Source organism: Bradyrhizobium symbiodeficiens, from assembly GCF_002266465.3.
GTDB lineage: Bacteria > Pseudomonadota > Alphaproteobacteria > Rhizobiales > Xanthobacteraceae > Bradyrhizobium > Bradyrhizobium symbiodeficiens.
Window position 1 is genome coordinate 2,351,770 of the sequence record NZ_CP029427.2, and the last position, 16,309, is coordinate 2,368,078.

Annotated in this window: 15 protein-coding genes and 1 pseudogene; 12 read left to right on the forward strand and 4 right to left on the reverse strand. The window is 64.6% G+C overall.

The features are described from left to right. Positions 1-38: 38 nt before the first annotated feature. Positions 39-1,754, forward strand: coding sequence for an IlvD/Edd family dehydratase (locus tag CIT39_RS10765; RefSeq protein ID WP_162308440.1), 1,716 nt, complete (start codon positions 39-41; stop codon positions 1,752-1,754). Between the two features lie 72 nt (positions 1,755-1,826). Then, positions 1,827-1,933: pseudogene (locus tag CIT39_RS33210) on the forward strand (C4-dicarboxylate ABC transporter substrate-binding protein); the annotation flags it as partial. Positions 1,934-1,940: 7 nt separating this feature from the next. On the opposite strand, the gene CIT39_RS10770 reads toward CIT39_RS33210, so the two are convergent. Beyond that, on the reverse strand, positions 1,941-2,513 hold the full coding sequence (locus CIT39_RS10770; protein ID WP_094975378.1) for a histidine phosphatase family protein: 573 nt from the start codon (positions 2,511-2,513) through the stop codon (positions 1,941-1,943). Continuing rightward, complete coding sequence (locus CIT39_RS10775; protein ID WP_094975377.1) at positions 2,510-3,304, reverse strand: enoyl-CoA hydratase/isomerase family protein; 795 nt, start codon at positions 3,302-3,304, stop codon at positions 2,510-2,512. Before CIT39_RS10775 ends, CIT39_RS10770 begins: the two co-directional genes overlap by 4 nt. Positions 3,305-3,530: 226 nt before the next feature. Here CIT39_RS10775 and CIT39_RS10780 point away from each other — a divergent pair, with 226 nt between their 5' ends. Next, positions 3,531-4,751, forward strand: coding sequence for an NAD(P)/FAD-dependent oxidoreductase (locus CIT39_RS10780; protein ID WP_094975376.1), 1,221 nt, complete (start codon positions 3,531-3,533; stop codon positions 4,749-4,751). Between the two features lie 5 nt (positions 4,752-4,756). On the opposite strand, the gene rbsK is transcribed toward CIT39_RS10780, so the two are convergent. Beyond that, the gene (gene rbsK, locus CIT39_RS10785) at positions 4,757-5,662 is read right to left on the reverse strand and encodes a ribokinase (protein WP_094975375.1); all 906 of its coding nucleotides are present in this window, start codon (positions 5,660-5,662) and stop codon (positions 4,757-4,759) included. A gap of 18 nt (positions 5,663-5,680) precedes the next feature. Further along, on the reverse strand, positions 5,681-6,574 hold the full coding sequence (locus tag CIT39_RS10790) for a sugar kinase (RefSeq protein ID WP_094975374.1): 894 nt from the start codon (positions 6,572-6,574) through the stop codon (positions 5,681-5,683). A gap of 212 nt (positions 6,575-6,786) precedes the next feature. On the opposite strand from CIT39_RS10790, the gene CIT39_RS10795 reads away from it, so the two are divergent. The 9 genes from CIT39_RS10795 to CIT39_RS10835 all read left to right on the forward strand — a co-directional run bounded on the left by CIT39_RS10795 (position 6,787) and on the right by CIT39_RS10835 (position 16,256). Continuing rightward, positions 6,787-7,635 (forward strand): VOC family protein, encoded by an 849-nt coding sequence (locus CIT39_RS10795; RefSeq protein WP_094975373.1) that lies wholly within the window; start codon positions 6,787-6,789, stop codon positions 7,633-7,635. A 192-nt stretch (positions 7,636-7,827) separates the two neighbouring features. After that, positions 7,828-8,535: a TetR family transcriptional regulator gene (locus tag CIT39_RS10800; protein WP_181955149.1), complete on the forward strand. Its 708-nt coding sequence runs from the start codon at positions 7,828-7,830 to the stop codon at positions 8,533-8,535. A gap of 163 nt (positions 8,536-8,698) precedes the next feature. Beyond that, positions 8,699-9,508 (forward strand): ABC transporter permease, encoded by an 810-nt coding sequence (locus CIT39_RS10805; RefSeq protein WP_094975371.1) that lies wholly within the window; start codon positions 8,699-8,701, stop codon positions 9,506-9,508. Positions 9,509-9,565: 57 nt separating this feature from the next. Further along, a complete protein-coding gene (locus tag CIT39_RS10810) occupies positions 9,566-10,558 on the forward strand; it encodes an ABC transporter substrate-binding protein (RefSeq protein ID WP_162308441.1) in 993 nt (330 codons plus the stop codon). Between the two features lie 14 nt (positions 10,559-10,572). Beyond that, on the forward strand, positions 10,573-11,403 hold the full coding sequence (locus tag CIT39_RS10815; RefSeq protein ID WP_162308880.1) for an ABC transporter ATP-binding protein: 831 nt from the start codon (positions 10,573-10,575) through the stop codon (positions 11,401-11,403). A 243-nt stretch (positions 11,404-11,646) separates the two neighbouring features. Next, on the forward strand, positions 11,647-13,044 hold the full coding sequence (locus tag CIT39_RS10820) for an enolase-like domain-containing protein (protein WP_094975831.1): 1,398 nt from the start codon (positions 11,647-11,649) through the stop codon (positions 13,042-13,044). Next, positions 13,041-14,192: a Gfo/Idh/MocA family protein gene (locus CIT39_RS10825; RefSeq protein ID WP_094975368.1), complete on the forward strand. Its 1,152-nt coding sequence runs from the start codon at positions 13,041-13,043 to the stop codon at positions 14,190-14,192. The genes CIT39_RS10820 and CIT39_RS10825 overlap by 4 nt, the downstream gene beginning before the upstream one ends. A gap of 10 nt (positions 14,193-14,202) precedes the next feature. Next, positions 14,203-15,393, forward strand: coding sequence for a dihydrodipicolinate synthase family protein (locus tag CIT39_RS10830; protein ID WP_094975367.1), 1,191 nt, complete (start codon positions 14,203-14,205; stop codon positions 15,391-15,393). After that, a complete protein-coding gene (locus CIT39_RS10835; protein WP_094975366.1) occupies positions 15,393-16,256 on the forward strand; it encodes a sugar phosphate isomerase/epimerase family protein in 864 nt (287 codons plus the stop codon). Before CIT39_RS10830 ends, CIT39_RS10835 begins: the two co-directional genes overlap by 1 nt. Positions 16,257-16,309: the final 53 nt, after the last annotated feature.

The following is a 16,309-nucleotide window of genomic DNA, read 5'->3' on the forward strand; positions in this document are numbered from 1 at the left end:
GTGATCTGTACCACAATGGCAACCGAAGGAGTGGCATGATGACGAGTGGGTTGCGCAAGGGTTTGACCAGCTACGGCGATGCCGGCTTCTCTCTGTTCCTGCGCAAGGCGTTCATCAAGGCCATGGGCTATTCCGACGACGCGCTGGAGCGCCCGATCGTCGGCATCACCAACACCTACAGCGACTACAATCCCTGCCACGGCAACGTCCCGCAGATCATCGAAGCCGCCAAGCGCGGCGTGATGCTCTCCGGCGCGATGCCGTTCGTGTTTCCGACCATCTCGATCGCCGAGAGCTTTGCGCATCCGACTTCGATGTATCTGCGCAATTTGATGGCGATGGACACCGAGGAGATGATCCGGGCCCAGCCGATGGATTCGGTGATCGTGATCGGCGGCTGCGACAAGACTCTTCCCGCGCAGGTGATGGCCGCGATCAGCGCCGATTTGCCGACCGTCGTTATTCCGGTCGGGCCCATGGTGGTCGGCCATCACAAGGGCGAAGTGCTGGGCGCCTGCACCGATTGCCGCCGTCTATGGGGCAAGTATCGCGCCGGCGAAATCGACGATGTCGAGATCGAAGCGGTGAACGGTCGCCTCGCGCCGTCGGTCGGCACCTGCATGGTGATGGGCACGGCCTCGACCATGGCCTGCATGATCGAAGCCATGGGCCTGTCGCTGCCGATGAGCGCGACGATCCCGGCACCGCATGCCGAGCGCTTCCGTCTGGCCGAGGCGAGCGGCAGGGTTGCCGCCGAAATGGCAAAGGCCAAGGGGCCGAAGCCGAGCGAGCTTTTGACGCCCGCATCTTTCAAGAACGCGCAGGTCGTGCTTCAGGCGATCGGCGGCTCCACCAACGGCCTGATCCATCTGACCGCGATGGCGCATCGCTCGCCGCACCGGCTGGATCTCGAAGTGTTCGACCAGATCGGCCGCGAAGTTCCGGTGCTGGTCGATCTCAAGCCGTCCGGCGAGCACTACATGGAGCACTTCCATCACGCCGGCGGTGTGCCGAAGCTGCTGGCGCAACTCGGTGACCTCGTCGATCTCGACGCAAAGACCATCTCGGGCCAGACGCTACGCGACGTCGTCGCCAATGCGGAGGACGTGCCGGGCCAGGACGCGATCCGTCCGCGCGACAATCCGATCAAGACGGAAGGCGGCCTCGCCGTCCTGCACGGCAATCTCGCGCCGCGCGGCGCGGTCATCAAGCAATCGGCCGCGAGCCCCAAGCTGCTGAAGCATACCGGGCGGGCCGTCGTTTTCGAATCCGTCGAGGACATGACCTTGCGGGTCGACGATCCCGAGCTCGACGTGAACTCCGACGACGTGCTGGTGCTGCGTAATGCCGGCCCCAAGGGCGCGCCGGGCATGCCGGAGGCCGGCTACCTGCCGATCCCGAAGAAGCTTGCGCGAGGCGGCACCAAGGACATGGTGCGCATTTCGGATGCGCGCATGAGCGGCACCGCGTTCGGCACCATCGTGCTGCACATCACGCCGGAATCCGCGGTTGGCGGGCCGCTGGCGCTGGTGAAGAACGGCGACATGATCAGCCTGGATGTGTCCAGGCGCAGCATCGAGCTCTTGGTCGATGCGGCCGAGCTGGAGCGCCGCCGTGCCGCATTGAAGCCGGCCGCAGCACCCGAGGAAGCACGGCGAGGCTACGCCTGGCTGTTCAACGAGACCATCATGCAGGCCGACGAGGGCTGCGACTTCGACTTCATGCAGAGGACTGGGAAGACCGAGACGAGTTGACCGAACGACGAACGCCCAGACCGCACAAGCGGCGGGCGACAAGACAGGGGTGAACCGATGATTGCATGATTCATGCTTGGGTTGGTGGCTACCGCTGCCGTGCTGTTCGTGACCGGGGCGGGGCGCAGGAGGTGAAGCATTATCGCTTCGCCTATGACCAGCCGCCGGGGACGGGCTATATCTGTCCTAGGTAACGACTTGCTCGACGCGCCATTGCGCGCCGTCGCAGACGTAGCGAAATGGCGTGCCGTGGCTATTCCTGAAGTAGCTGCCGCACAGCGCGTTGGCCATCCCCTGCATCACCGCGTCATGGCAGACGAACAGGAGATCGTCGCCGGGATGACGGTCGAGCCACGCGGAGACGCAAGCCAGCGACCGTTCCGTCATGGCATCCCAGCTCTCACCGTCGGCCGGCAGGATCGCGACGAGGCCCGTCGCGGAATTGACGCCATGCTTGATCATGAGGTCGCGAACGGGCAGGCCCTCGAAGCTGCCGAAGTCGAACTCGATGATGCCGTCGTCGATCGCCAGCGGCACCGAGATCGCGGACGCGATGATCTCGGCCGTTCGCGCCGCGCGGGCCAGGGGACTTGCGACGATGCGGCTGATGCCGGCGCCGCGCAACATGTCCACAGCCTCGTACGCCTGCCGGAGGCCGTCCTCGTTCAGCGGATTGTCGGTCCGCCCCTGGAATCGTCCCTCGCGATTCCAGTCTGTTGCGCCGTGGCGAAGGCCGTAGAACGTGCGCGTAGGCGTCACTTCGACTTGCTCGTGAACTTCTTCACGGCGGCACGGAATTCTTCCGTGTTCATCGCCATGATGATCTTGTGCTCCTCGGCATCGAGCTGCTGCTTCACTGGCGTGGTGGCGGCCTGGTAGACCAGCGATTTGGTGCCGGCGATTGCGGCCGGCGGGTTCCGCGCCAGCCGCTCGGCGAGTTGTCGCGTCGCCGCCTTCAGTTCGGCGGCGGGAACGGTCTTGGCGACGAGGCCCCATTCACAGGCCTGCTGCGCGGTAAAATTGTCCTCGGCGAGGAAGATCTGCAGCGCGCGGCGGGAGCCCACCGTGCCGACGATGCCGACCGTCGAGCCGCCGTCTGGCGACACCCCGATCTTGGCATAAGCGGGTGTGAACTTGGCGTCGTCGGCGGCGATGCACAGATCGGTGACGAAGGCGAGGCCCATGCCGGCGCCGGCGGCCGAGCCGTGCACGCTGGACAACGAGATTTTCGGCATGCGCCGGATAATCTCGATGAAGGCGTGGTAGTGCTTCAGGAGCTCGCCGACCACAGGCGTCACCGTGCCCGCTTCGGCGGCCGCCCCGATCGTCTGCAGATCGCCGCCGGCCGAGAACGCACGGCCTTCACCCTCGATCACCAAGACCTTGATGTCGTCCGCGCCTTCGAGATAGACCGCGAGCTGCTCTAGCTTCTGCGCGATGGCGAGATTGATGGAGTTGTAGGCTGTGGGACGGTTGAGCGTGATGGTCGCGATCGGGCCGTCGATCCGCAGCACGGCGGGATCATCGGGCTGGGAGATGGGAGCGGTCATTTGGAAATCCCCGGCAGGAGGTCATTGCTGCAACTAAATCGCAGAAGGGCAGGAGTGACAATCCCCGACCGCCGCTCTTGCGCGGGGCGAAGCGATGGGCTCAAATGGGCACGCCTTTTCCAAGGGACGGACACGAGCGCCGGCTCCTCGTAAGGTCAGCAACCAAAATCAGCGAGAGAGGAGACGACATGGGTTACGCTCGTGTCTTCCGGAAATGGGCTGTTCGATGAGCAATGGACCGGTGATCATCGTCGGTGCCGGCCATGGCGGCTATCAGGTCGCGGCATCGCTGCGCCAGGCGGGCTTTTCCGAGCGCATCTGCCTGATCAACGACGAGGCGCATCTGCCCTATCAGCGGCCGCCCTTGTCCAAGGCCTATATCAAGGGCTCGGCCGGCCCTGAGAGCCTGATGTTCCGGCCCGAAAAATTCTACCAGGATCAGAAAATCGAGCTGATCGCGGGGCGCGTAGTGTCGATCGACCGCGCCGGCCACAAGGTGCTGCTCGCCTCGGGCGAGACGCTGGCCTACGGCCATCTCGTGCTGGCGACCGGCGCGCGCAACCGGCTGCTCGATCTGCCCAACGCCAATCTGCCCGACGTGAAATATCTCCGCATCCTCGACGAGAGCGAGGCGCTGCGCGCGATCATGCCGTCGAAGACACGGGTCGTGGTGATCGGCGCCGGCTTCATCGGCCTGGAATTCGCGGCGACCGCACGGATCAAGGGCCTCGAGGTCGACGTGCTCGAGCTTGCCCCGCGCGTGATGGCGCGCGCGGTGACGGCGGAGGTCTCGGAATATTTTCAAGAACGCCACCGCGAGGCCGGCATCCGCATTCACCTCGGTGTGCAGGCCACCTCGATCGAGGCGGAGGGCGACAAGGTCACCGGCGTTTCCTTGAGCGACGGCCGGCATCTGCCCGCCGACCTCGTCGTAGTCGGCGTCGGCGTGCTGCCGAACATCGAGCTTGCAGCGGAAGCCGGGCTGCCGGTCGCCGCCGGCATCATCGTCGACGAATATCTTGCGACGGCCGACCCTGACATCTCCGCGATCGGCGACTGCGCGCTGTTCGCCAGCCCCCGCTTCGGCGGATCGTTGCGGCTGGAATCGGTGCAGAACGCCACCGACCACGCCCGCTGCCTCGCGGCGCGGCTGACCGGCGAGAGGAAGCCCTATGACGGCCATCCCTGGTTCTGGAGCGACCAGGGCGACGACAAGCTCCAGATCTCAGGCCTCACCACCGGCTACGACCGCGTCGTGCTGCGCGGCAGCGCTGCGAGCAAGGCGTTCTCCGCGTTCTGCTACAGGGGTGAGACGCTGCTCGGCATCGAATCCATCAACCGCGCCGGGGACCACATGTTCGGCCGCCGCTTGCAGGGCATGAACCGCTCGATCACGCCGGCGCAGGCCGCGGATGAAAGCTTCGACCTGAAGAGCGCGCTGGCTTAGGCTGCCTACAACACCGCCGCCACTTCCGCGGCGGTCGGCATCGACGGCCCCGCGCCCATGCGCTGCACGCTGATCGAGGCGGCGGCGTTGGCGAAGGCGAGGGCGGCAGGCACGGGCGCACCGTCGGCGAGTTGCGCCGCAAGCGCGCCGACAAAACAATCGCCGGCGCCGGTGGTATCGACCGCCCTCACGGCGCGCCCGGGCACGGCGATCTCTTCGCGCCCCGCAAGCGCGAGCACGCCGCGCCTGCCGAGCGTGACGCAGATGGTCTGGTCGGCGCGCGCCTGAAGTTTTTGCGCGACATCGATGATCCTCGCGGCCTCGTCGCTGTCGGAGAGCTCGCTGCCTGCGAGGAAGCCGAGCTCGGTCTCGTTCAGCACCAGGATGTCGACCAGCGCGAGCAATTCGCTCGACATCTTCTGCGCCGGCGCCGGGTTGAGCACGGTGACGACGCCGGCCTCGCGCGCGCGTCGAAAGAACGCAGTGATCGTCGGCAGCGGGATCTCGAACTGGCTGACCGCGACATCACCCTTGGCCAGCGGCACGTCCGCGACGTCATCCGCGCCGACCAGAGCATTGCTGCCGGGAATGACCACGATGGTGTTGTCGGAGGCCGCGACCGTGATGATCGCCGTGCCGGTATGCGTGTCGGCATCGCGCACCGCGCCGAGGTCGATGCCTTGCGCGCCGAGGAACGTCCTCAGCTCGGCGCCAAACGAATCCTTGCCGAGCCGCCCGATCAACGTGGTCTTCGCGCCAAGCCGCGACGCCGCCACCGCCTGGTTCGCGCCCTTGCCGCCCGGAAAGTACAGCACCTCGCGGCCGGCGACGGTCTCGCCGACGCGCGGGTGGCGATCGGCCGTCGCCACCACATCCATGTTGATGCTGCCGGCGACGAAGACGCGCCCCATGACAAACCCCAGCGAACGCTAAACCCTGACTTCGAACTCGTGCCTGACCTTGGCGATGTCGACCAGCGTCGGCAGGCCGGCCTCGTTGCCGAGGCGTTGGATCTTGAAGGTCGAGGCGGCCCGGGCAAAATCAAAATGCTCGCGCCAGCTTTTGCCGGGATGAGCGAGATAGGAATAGACATAGGCACCGTGGAAAACGTCGCCGGCGCCGTTGGTGTCGATCACGCGCTCGCGCGGGATCGGCATCGCCGGCATCACCTGCACCGTGCCGGTCTCGTCGTACCAGAGCAGGCCCTTCTCGCCCATGGTGATGCCGCCGATCTTGCAGCCGCGGCTCTTGAGATAGTCGAGCATCTTCTCCGGCGTCAGGTCCATCTGCTCGCACAGGCGCTCGGCGACGATGGCGACGTCGATATATTCCAGCAGCTCGTGCGTGTTGGTGCGCAGGCCGCCGCCGTCGAGCGAGGTCAGAATGCCGGCCTCGCGGCAGACCTTGGCATAGTGGAGCGCGGCGTCCGGCTGGTGGCCATCGACATGCAGCACGCGGCAGCCGCCGAGATTGAGCATCGGAAAGGGATGGATGTGCTCGTCGTCGCGGCAGCGGACGATGGCACGCTTGCCGTCCTTGGGCATGATGAAGGAGAGCGAGGACTGGTTGACCTTCCGTCCGTGCAGCGAGATCGCGTATTTCGCGCACATGTCCTGGAACATGCGTCCCAGCCAATCATTGGCGGCGGTGGCGATCAGATCCGGCACGATGCCGAGCTTGGCGCAGCAGAACGCCGCCGTCACCGCGTTGCCGCCGAAGGAGACGGCGTAGTCCGAAGCCACGTGCTTCTCGTCTCCCGTCGGCATGTGGTCGGTGATGAAGACGACGTCGATATAGGTCTGTCCGATGAAGAGAGCCTGCATTGCTTGTCCGTGATGCGCTTGTGGTCCCAGCCGGCGAGATTACTCTAGCACCGGTTCCGCTCCGGGGGGACGCTGAAATTATTCGCAAATCTGCAGCCCGAAGCGCTTGAGGTCAGCATGGGGCCGGAATACGACCATCACCGGGCAATGCCAAGCCCGGACAAACGCCGTCTTTCGGCCCACGGGTTCCAGGTCGATAAAAAGGGGGACTTATGATCACCGGCCTCGATCACGTCGTCGCTCTGGTCAGGGATATCGGTGCGGCCAAGGCGGCCTACCAGACGCTGCTCGCCCGCGCCCCGGCCTGGCAGAACTCCGGCGACGGCGCCGACCGGGTGCTGTTCACCCTCGAGAACATGACGATCGAATTGATGGCGCCAAGCGGCTTCAGCGTGACCGCCGATCGGATGCGCGCGCTGCTCGACGACCAGGAGGGCGTGCTCGCCAGCCTGTGCTTTCGTGTCGCGGACATGAGCAAAATGCACCGGCGGCTGGGGCGGGTGGCCTTGAGTCCGGATCCGGTCGCCGAGGTCGAAAGCAGCGATTCGGAAACAGGCAACGTCCTGCACTGGAAGCGCACGCGCGCCGCCACGGACCTCACGCGCGGCGTGCGCATGTTCTTCCTCGAACTGGCCGAGGAGCGTCCGCTTTCGCCAGCGACCGACGTCGCGCCGATCGACGCGCTCGATCACGTCGTGATCACCACCGAGGATTCCGAACGCGCCGCCGCGCTCTACGGCGCACGGCTCGGCCTTGATTTGGCGCTCGACCGCTCGCACCAGGATTGGGGCCAGCTGATGTTCTTCCGCTGCGGCGACCTCATCGTCGAGGTGGTGCGCCGGCCGGTCGCCGGTGGTGACCTCGCGCATGACCGTCTGTGGGGCCTGAGCTGGCGGGTCGCCGACATCGACGCCACGCGCGCGCGCCTGATCGCCGCCGGCCTCGACGTCACCGAGGTCCGCAACGGCCGCAAGCCGGGCACGCGGATCATGACGGTGCGGAGCGGCACCTGCGGCATCCAGACGGTGCTGCTGGAGCGCTCGCCGAAGCCGGTGGAATGATTCTGTCATTCCGGGGCGTCGCGAAGCGACGAGCCCGGAATCCATTCATCCACCGTCCCTGCCGCACAACGGTCCGGGCTCGCGCCCAAGAGGGCGCGCCCCGGAATGACGGAGCCAACCAGCAACCTTGCGTTCTCAAACGCCCGCCCACGTGTTACACGCGTCTTGTAAGCACCCCAGCGAGCACCCGGTTTGGCGAAAGCAAAGCGAACTCTGAAATGGCAGCGCGACCCCGAGGGGATGCGGCTGCGCATTCTCGAAGCCGCCAAGCAGGAGTTCTCCGCCCATGGTCTCGCCGGCGCGCGCGTCGACCGCATTGCGGTCAAAGCCGGCGCCAACAAGCGCATGCTCTACTATCACGTCGGCAACAAGGACGAGCTCTATCTCGCCGTGCTCGAAGGCGCCTATGACAAGATCCGCAGCGAGGAGCGGGGGCTCGATCTCGAGCATCTCGATCCGCCCGAGGCGATCAGGCGCCTGATCGAGTTCACCTGGAATTACTTCCTGCGCAATCCCGAATTCCTGTCGCTGCTGCAGACCGAGAACCTCGCGCGCGCCAAACACCTGAAGAAATCGACCAAGGTCAAGTCGATGCACTCGCCCTTCGTCGAGATGATCCGCGCCGTGGTGCGCCGCGGCGTCGACAGCGGCGATTTCCAGGTCGCGGTCGATCCGGTGCAGCTCTACATTTCGATCGCAGGGCTGTGCTTCTTCTATCTCTCGAACTCGGCGACGCTCAGCGTGATCTTCGGCCGCGATCTCCTGGACAAGAAGGCCAAGGACGAGCGGCTGGCGCATATGGTCGGCCTCGTGCTGGCTGCGCTGACGGGACAATCCGTGGCGCTGTTCGAGATCTCGAAGGCACCGAAGTCGCGCGCGGCGGTGGCGCAGACGGTGTAGCCAAACTCTCCGCCGTCATCGCCCGCGAAAGCGGGCGATCCAGTATTCCAGAGGCGGCTGTGGCCCCGGAACCGCCGCAAAACGTCACACGGAAAGCTCTGGACAGTATTTATCCAACGGGTTAATTTCTCCGGGCAACGAAGAAGACTTCCGGGAGTGAAAATTGGCCGAGCTGAAGCAGCAAGGTGTAGTGTCCAGGATGCTGAATGCGGCCTGGATCCGGCCGTTCTTGTTCCTGGTCTTCATCGTCGTTGCCTGGGATCTCGCCATCCGGCTGTTCAAAATCCCCGCCTATCAGATCCCGTCGCCCCTCGATGTCATTGCCGTGCTGCGCACCGAATGGCCGGAACTGCTGCGCCAGTCATGGCCGACCACCTATGCGACCGTATGCGGCTTCCTGCTGTCGGCACTGTTCGGCATTCCGATCGCGATGTTGATTGCGGGCTCGAAGACGGTGGAGAGTTATGTCTATCCACTGCTGGTGTTCTCACAATCCGTGCCGAAGATCGCGATTGCACCGCTGTTCGTGGTCTGGTTCGGCTTCGGCATCATTCCGAAAGTGATCTCGGCGTTCCTGCTCGGCTTCTTTCCCGTGGTGGTCTCGGCCGTGCAGGGCTTCAAATCGGTCGATCCTGACATGGTCGACCTCGCCCGCGCCATGCAGGGCAGCCGCTTCCAGGTGTTCCGTGCCGTGAACCTGCCGCACGCGCTGCCGGCGATCTTCTCAGGCCTCAAGGTGTCGGTGACGCTCGCCGTGGTCGGCGCCGTCGTCGGCGAGTTCGTCGGGTCCAATTCCGGCATCGGTTACGTGATGCAGCGCTCGATCGGTACCTTCGACCTGCCGACGATGTTCGCAGCCCTGGTCATCCTCGCGCTGCTCGGCGTGATCCTGTTCTGGATCGTCGACCGCGTCGAGAAGCTGGTCATTCCCTGGCATGTCAGCCAGCGCGAGGATGTGATTTTCGCATCCTGACTAAAGCAACGAACGGCCACTAACGGCCGACGCAACAAACGACAAGGGAGAGTGATGATGAAGCGGTTAATCGGGGCTGTCTCAGCGGTGCTGATGGCGTTTGCAATTGCGCCCGCGCAGGCGGCCGACAAGGTCGTGCTGATGCTCAACTGGTACGTCTATGGCGAGCACGCGCCGTTCTATTACGGCAAGGCCAAGGGCATCTACGCGGCCGAGGGCATCGACCTCGAGATCCAGGAAGGCCGTGGCTCGGCTGCGACCACGCAGGCCGTCGCCGCCAAGACCGCCGATTTCGGCTATGTCGACGTCCCCACCATGATGCGCGCCGCGATCAAGGGCGCGCCCGTGGTTGCGACCGGGGTGCTGCTGCAAACCAGCCCGATGTCCGCCATGGGCTTCGTCGACAAGAACATCAGGAAGCCCGAGGACATCAAGGGCAAGACGGTGGCAATCACGCCGGCGGACTCCATGACCCAGATCTGGCCGCTGTTCCTGAAGAAGACCGGGCTGAAGGAGAGCGACTTCAAAACCGTTGCCGGCGACGGCCAGACCAAGCTCAACGCCGTCATCAACGGCCAGGCTGATCTCCTGCTCGGCTATGTCATGGACCAGTCGATGAAGATCAAGGACGCCACCGGCAAGGACGTCTACCCGATCAAGTTCGCCGACTACGGCATCAACATGGTTTCGTCCGGCATCATCGCCAACACCGACTATGTAAAGGCCAATGCCGACCTCGTCCGCCGCTTTATGTCGGCGACGACCAAGGCGGTGGAAGCCGCGGAGAAGGAGCCGAAGGCCGCGGCGCAGTCGATCCTCGATGCCAATCCCAAGGGCGGCAAGATCGACACGCTGACGCAGGGCTTCGAGCTGACCATTCCGCTGTACCGGACCGCTGAGACCAAGGGCAAGCGGCCGTTCCAGGTCACCGACCAGAACATGACCGATACCGTCAATCTGCTGGTCGAATATGGCGGGCTCGATGCTAAGGCCAAGGAGAACCCGAAGGCCTTCTACACCAACGATTATCTGCCGAAGAGCGGCTCGTGAAACCTGCGACAGCCATGAGTGAAACCGCGCAGCCGGCCGCCCATCTGAGACTGGTGAGCGACCGGGCTGCCGGCGAGGCGTCGGGCATCAAGCTATCCGGCGTGTCCAAGACCTACCGGACGCGCGACGGCGACGTGCCGTCGCTGCGTCCGCTCGACTTCCACATCAATGACGGCGAGTTCTTTGTCGTGGTCGGGCCGAGCGGCTGCGGCAAGTCCACACTGCTGAAGCTGATCTCCGGTCTGCTGCCGCCGACGTCAGGCGAGATCCTGGTCGAGGGCGAGAAGGTGACGAAGCCACATGGCAATGTCGGCATCGTCTTCCAGAACGCTCTGCTGCTGCCGTGGCGCAACATCCTGTCCAACGTGATGCTGCCGATCGACATGAAGCGGCTGCCGCGACAAAAATATCTCGATCGCGCCAAGGCGCTGTTGAAGATGGTCGGGCTCGAAGGCTTCGAGAAGAAACTGCCCTGGCAGCTCTCCGGCGGCATGCAGCAACGCGCCTCGATCTGCCGCGCGCTGGTGCATGACCCAAAAATCATGCTGATGGACGAGCCGTTCGGCGCGCTCGACGCGCTGACGCGCGAGCGCATGAATGTCGAGCTGATGCGGATTCAGCGCGAGACCAGGAAGACGGTGCTGCTGATCACGCATTCGATTCCGGAAGCCGTGTTCCTCGCCGACCGCGTGCTCGTGATGACCGAACGTCCCGGCGCGGTCGCCGCGATCTACGACGTGCCGCTGCCGCGCCCGCGCTCGCTGGATGTGATGGCAGACCCGGTGTTCACCGAACTCGTGCAGCGCATCCGTAAGCATTTCTTCTCGCAGGGTGCATTGGATTAGGGCGATGCGATCACTCCGGAGCGCAACCACAAGGACGGTGCGCTCCCTCCCCCGCCTGCGGGGGAGGGTTGGGGAGAGGGTGTCTCCGCAATGGGACACCCTCCAAGAGGATAGAACCCTCACCCGGCACGGGACGATGCTTCGCATCGCCCGGAACTTGCCGACCTCTCCCGCAAGCGGGAGAGGCGAGTCGCCCGCGGCCATACTGCTCGCACCAAGCTCATCTCATATCGTTGTAAGACCATGCCGCCCCGCCTGAAGCTGCGAGACATCGCCTTCTTCGAACGTCCCGTGCCATTCGCGCGGCCGTTCCGCTTTGGCGCCATCACGATCAGCGCCACACCGCAGCTGTTCGTGCGGGTCGAGATCGAGGTCGAGGGGAAGGGCGTTGCCGTCGGCGCCAGCGCCGAGCTGCTGGTGCCGAAATGGTTCGACAAGCGCCCGGAACTGTCGCCGGCGCAGACGGTGGACGAGTTGCGACGATCGCTTCAGATCGCAAGGCAGCTCTATCTGTCGGAGACGGGTTTTCGGCCCGCGTTCGGTCTGCATGCCTCGTGCATCAGTGCCCAAATCAAGGCATGTGCGGATGAGAACATTCCGGCACTTGCTGCGGCCTATGGTCCGGCGGAGATCGACAAGGCGATCCTCGACGCGCTGCTGCGCGCCGTCGGCACCAGCTTCTTCGAAGGAATGGCCGACAACATCGCGGGAATAGACGGGCGCATGTCGCTCGATCTGACCGGCGTCGACATCGCGGCATTTCTGAAAGAGCGTGCACCCTTGCCGCGCGTCGCCATCAGACACACGGTCGGCCTCGATGACCAGATCGAAGGCGAGGGAGGCGTGGCCGACGCACGCGAAAGTGCCGGCGCTCGCTACTTCAAGCTCAAGCTGTCGGGCAATCCAGAAGCAGACGCGTCGCGGTTGGTGCAGATCGGAAAGGAGCTCGGCACGCTCGGGTACGACTACAGCGTCTCGCTGGACGCCAATGAACAATACGCCGATCTGGCAGCCCTGCGCGCGTTGATCGACCAGCTCGATCGCGATGCAGCGCTGAGGCCGATCGCGGCCCGCCTCCTCTATATCGAGCAACCGATGCCGCGGGACATCACGTGGCAGACCGCGCTCGGATCGCTCGCCGAGCGGGCTTTCATCATCGACGAGGCGGACGATTCCTACGATGCCTTCCTGAAGATGAGGCCACTCGGCTATCGCGGCATTTCCTCGAAATCCTGCAAGGGTCTCTACAAATCGATCCTCAACGCGACGCGCGCCGCACGATGGACGACGGGTGCAGAGACATTCTTCGTGACCGGCGAGGACCTCACCTGCCAGGCAGGCCTTGCCGTGCAGCAGGACCTTGCGCTCGGCGCCTTTCTCGGCATCACCCACGCCGAACGCAATGGCCACCACTATGTCGACGGCTTTGGCGAGACGCCTCTCGCCGAGGCGCGGGCCTTCGCCGCCGCGCATCCCGATCTCTATGCCGATGCCGGGCAGGGCATCCGCCTCTCGATTCACAACGGCGATCTCCTGACGGGATCGCTCAACACAACGGGCTTTGCGACGTCGGTCCATCCGGACTGGTCGGCGCTTCGTCCGCTCGAACAGCCGAAATCACTTCAGGAGTATCCGGCATGACCACCCAACGCCTTGGTCTCATCATGAACGGCGTCACCGGCCGCATGGGGCTCAACCAGCATCTGATCCGCTCGATCGTCGCGATCCGCGATCAGGGCGGCGTCCGCCTGAAGAACGGTGACCGCGTGATGCCCGATCCGATCCTGGTCGGCCGCAGCGCGGAGAAGGTCGAGGCGCTCGCCAAGCGCTTCAACGTCGCTCGCTGGACCACCGACCTCGACGCGGCGCTGGCCGACAAGAACGACACCATGTTCTTCGATGCCGCGACCACGCAGGCACGGCCGGGTCTTCTCACCCAAGCCATCAATGCCGGCAAGCACGTCTATTGCGAGAAGCCGATCGCGACCAATTTCGAGGAGGCGCTCGAAGTCGTCAAGCTTGCCAATTCGAAGGGTGTCAAGCACGGCACGGTGCAGGACAAGCTGTTCCTGCCGGGCCTGAAGAAGATCGCCTTCCTGCGCGATTCCGGCTTCTTCGGCCGTATCCTCTCGGTGCGCGGCGAGTTCGGCTATTGGGTGTTCGAAGGCGGCTGGCAGGAGGCCCAGCGGCCGTCCTGGAATTATCGCGACGAGGACGGCGGCGGCATCATCCTCGACATGGTCTGCCACTGGCGCTACGTGCTCGACAATCTGTTCGGCGAGGTCGAGAGCGTAATGTGCATCGGCACGACAGACATTCCCGAGCGCTATGACGAGCAGGGCAAGAAGTACAAGGCAACCGCGGACGATTCCGCCTACGCGACATTCCAGCTCAAGGGCGGCGTCATCGCCCACATCAACATGTCCTGGGTGACGCGCGTCTATCGCGATGATCTCGTCACCTTCCAGGTCGACGGCACGCTCGGCTCGGCGGTCGCCGGCCTCACCGACTGCATGATTCAGGCGCGGCAGGCGACCCCGAGGCCGGTTTGGAATCCGGACGAGAAGCGGCTGCACGATTTCTACGGCGACTGGCAGAAGCTGCCCGACAACGTCAGCTACGACAACGGCTTCAAGGAACAGTGGGAGATGTTCATCCGCCACGTCTACGAGGATGCGCCCTACAAGTTCACGCTGCTCGAAGGCGTCAAGGGCGTGCAGCTCGCCGAATGCGCGCTGAAGAGCTGGAAGGAGCGGCGCTGGATCGACGTCGCCCCGATCAAGGCGTGAGGAGGGACGCATGAACAAGCCCGTTCAGCCGATGTCGTCATTGTCGCTCAAGCTGCCGAAGGCCGACCGGTCGATCGAGACCTATCGGCTCGCGGCGTCACGCACCTTTCCCGCCAGGCTCGAAGGCGCGCTGAACCGTATCGCCTTCTCGGCCGTTCACACGGTCGTCGATCCCTTCGCCGACAACGATCCCTGGCTCTCCGTCGCCGTCGACTGGGACAAGACCATCGCCTTCCGCGAGCATGTCTGGGACCTCGGACTCGGTGTTGCCGAAGCCATGGACACCGCGCAGCGCGGCATGGGGCTGGACTGGCCGACCTCGCTGGAGCTGATCACGCGCTCGGTCGGCGCCGCCAAGCGCCGCAACGCGCTGGTGTTCTCCGGGGCGGGCACTGATCATCTCGCGGTCGAGGATGCCAAGACCATCGACGACGTGATCCGCGCCTATGAGGAGCAGATCTCGGCGGTGGAGAAAGTCGGCGGCCGCATCATCCTGATGGCGTCGCGCGCGCTGGCCAAGCTCGGCCGCAACGCCGATGACTATGCCAAGGTCTACGATCGCGTGCTGTCGCAAGTCCGCGAGCCCGTGATCATCCATTGGCTCGGCGACATGTTCGATCCCGCGCTGACGGGCTATTGGGGTACCGTGGATCTCGACCGGGCGATGGATACGGCCGTCGCCATCATCAACGGAAACGCCGCCAAGGTCGACGGTGTAAAAGTCTCGCTGCTCGACAAGCAGCGCGAGATCGACATGCGCCGCCGCCTCGACAAGCGCATCAAGATGTACACCGGCGACGATTTCAATTACGCGGAACTGATCGCCGGGGACGAGCAGGGCTTTTCCCACGCGCTGCTCGGCATCTTCGACGCGATCGCGCCGGCAGCATCCTACGCGCTGTCGCGGCTGGCGGCCGGCGACGAGGCCGGTTTCCACGACGTGCTGGGGCCGACCGTGCCGCTGTCGCGCCATATCTTTAAGGCGCCGACGCGGTTCTACAAGACCGGCGTGGTCTTCATGGCCTATCTCAACGGCCATCAGGATCATTTCACCATGGTCGGCGGGCAGGAGAGTACGCGCTCCACGCTGCATCTGGCCGAGCTGTTCCGTCTGGCCGACAAGGCCGGTCTGCTCGCCAATCCTGAACTCGCGACGCAGCGGATGAAGACCGTGCTCGCCACCCACGGTATCGAATCCTGATGCGCGATTTCTCGTCCGACCACCGCTGGCTGTCGCTCAACACGGCGACCGTCCGCAAGCAGGGTGACCTCGTCGCGATCATCGATGCCTGTGCAAAGCACGGTATTCGCGCCATCGATCCCTGGCGCGACCAGGTCGCCGCCGTCGGTCTCGACCGTACCGCGCGCGCGGTGCGCGATGCCGGTCTCGATCTGTCAGGCTATTGCCGCGGCGGCATGTTCACCTCGGACGCATCGCGCCGGAGTGAGGTGCGCGACGACAACCGTCGTTGTGTCGACGAAGCCAAGGCGTTGGGCGCGCCCTGCATCGTCCTCGTCGTCGGCGGCCTGCCGCAATATTCGCGGCCCGGTAGCGAGGCGTCGAAGGACATCGCGGCAGCGCGCGGACAGGTCGAGGAGGCGCTGGCCGAGATGCTCGACTATGCGAGACAGGCAAACCTGCCGTTGGCCATCGAGCCGCTACATCCAGCCTATGCGGCCGACCGCGCCTGCGTGAACACGACGAAGCACGCGCTCGACATCTGCGATCGGCTCGATCCTGCTCGCAGCGGCATGTTAGGCGTCGCGCTCGACGTCTATCACATCTGGTGGGATCCGGAACTGATGGACCAGATCGCGCGGGCCGGCCAGGATCGGCTGCTGGCGTTCCACGTCTGCGACTGGCTGGTGCCGACCAGGGACATCCTCAACGACCGCGGCATGATGGGCGACGGCGTCATCGACATCCGATCGGTGCGTGCCGCCGTCGAAGCGCAGGGCTTTGCCGGCTATTCCGAGATCGAGATCTTCTCCAACGACTGGTGGGGCAAGCCGATGGACAAGGTGCTGCGCAGCTGCATTACCAAGCACAGGACGGTGGTTTAGAGGTATTGGAGTGCTGGTCGTCGCCTGGCGGGGATTACCCCGAAAAATCAAAA

Coding starts and splice junctions, on each gene's coding strand:
- CIT39_RS10765 (WP_162308440.1), top strand. CDS start 39: ATGACGAGTGGGTTGCGCAAGGGTTTGACCAGCTACGGCGATGCCGGC.
- CIT39_RS10775 (WP_094975377.1), bottom strand. CDS start 3,304: ATGACCGCTCCCATCTCCCAGCCCGATGATCCCGCCGTGCTGCGGATC.
- CIT39_RS10780 (WP_094975376.1), top strand. CDS start 3,531: ATGAGCAATGGACCGGTGATCATCGTCGGTGCCGGCCATGGCGGCTAT.
- rbsK (WP_094975375.1), bottom strand. CDS start 5,662: ATGGGGCGCGTCTTCGTCGCCGGCAGCATCAACATGGATGTGGTGGCG.
- CIT39_RS10790 (WP_094975374.1), bottom strand. CDS start 6,574: ATGCAGGCTCTCTTCATCGGACAGACCTATATCGACGTCGTCTTCATC.
- CIT39_RS10795 (WP_094975373.1), top strand. CDS start 6,787: ATGATCACCGGCCTCGATCACGTCGTCGCTCTGGTCAGGGATATCGGT.
- CIT39_RS10810 (WP_162308441.1), top strand. CDS start 9,566: ATGAAGCGGTTAATCGGGGCTGTCTCAGCGGTGCTGATGGCGTTTGCA.
- CIT39_RS10815 (WP_162308880.1), top strand. CDS start 10,573: ATGAGTGAAACCGCGCAGCCGGCCGCCCATCTGAGACTGGTGAGCGAC.
- CIT39_RS10820 (WP_094975831.1), top strand. CDS start 11,647: ATGCCGCCCCGCCTGAAGCTGCGAGACATCGCCTTCTTCGAACGTCCC.
- CIT39_RS10825 (WP_094975368.1), top strand. CDS start 13,041: ATGACCACCCAACGCCTTGGTCTCATCATGAACGGCGTCACCGGCCGC.
- CIT39_RS10830 (WP_094975367.1), top strand. CDS start 14,203: ATGAACAAGCCCGTTCAGCCGATGTCGTCATTGTCGCTCAAGCTGCCG.
- CIT39_RS10835 (WP_094975366.1), top strand. CDS start 15,393: ATGCGCGATTTCTCGTCCGACCACCGCTGGCTGTCGCTCAACACGGCG.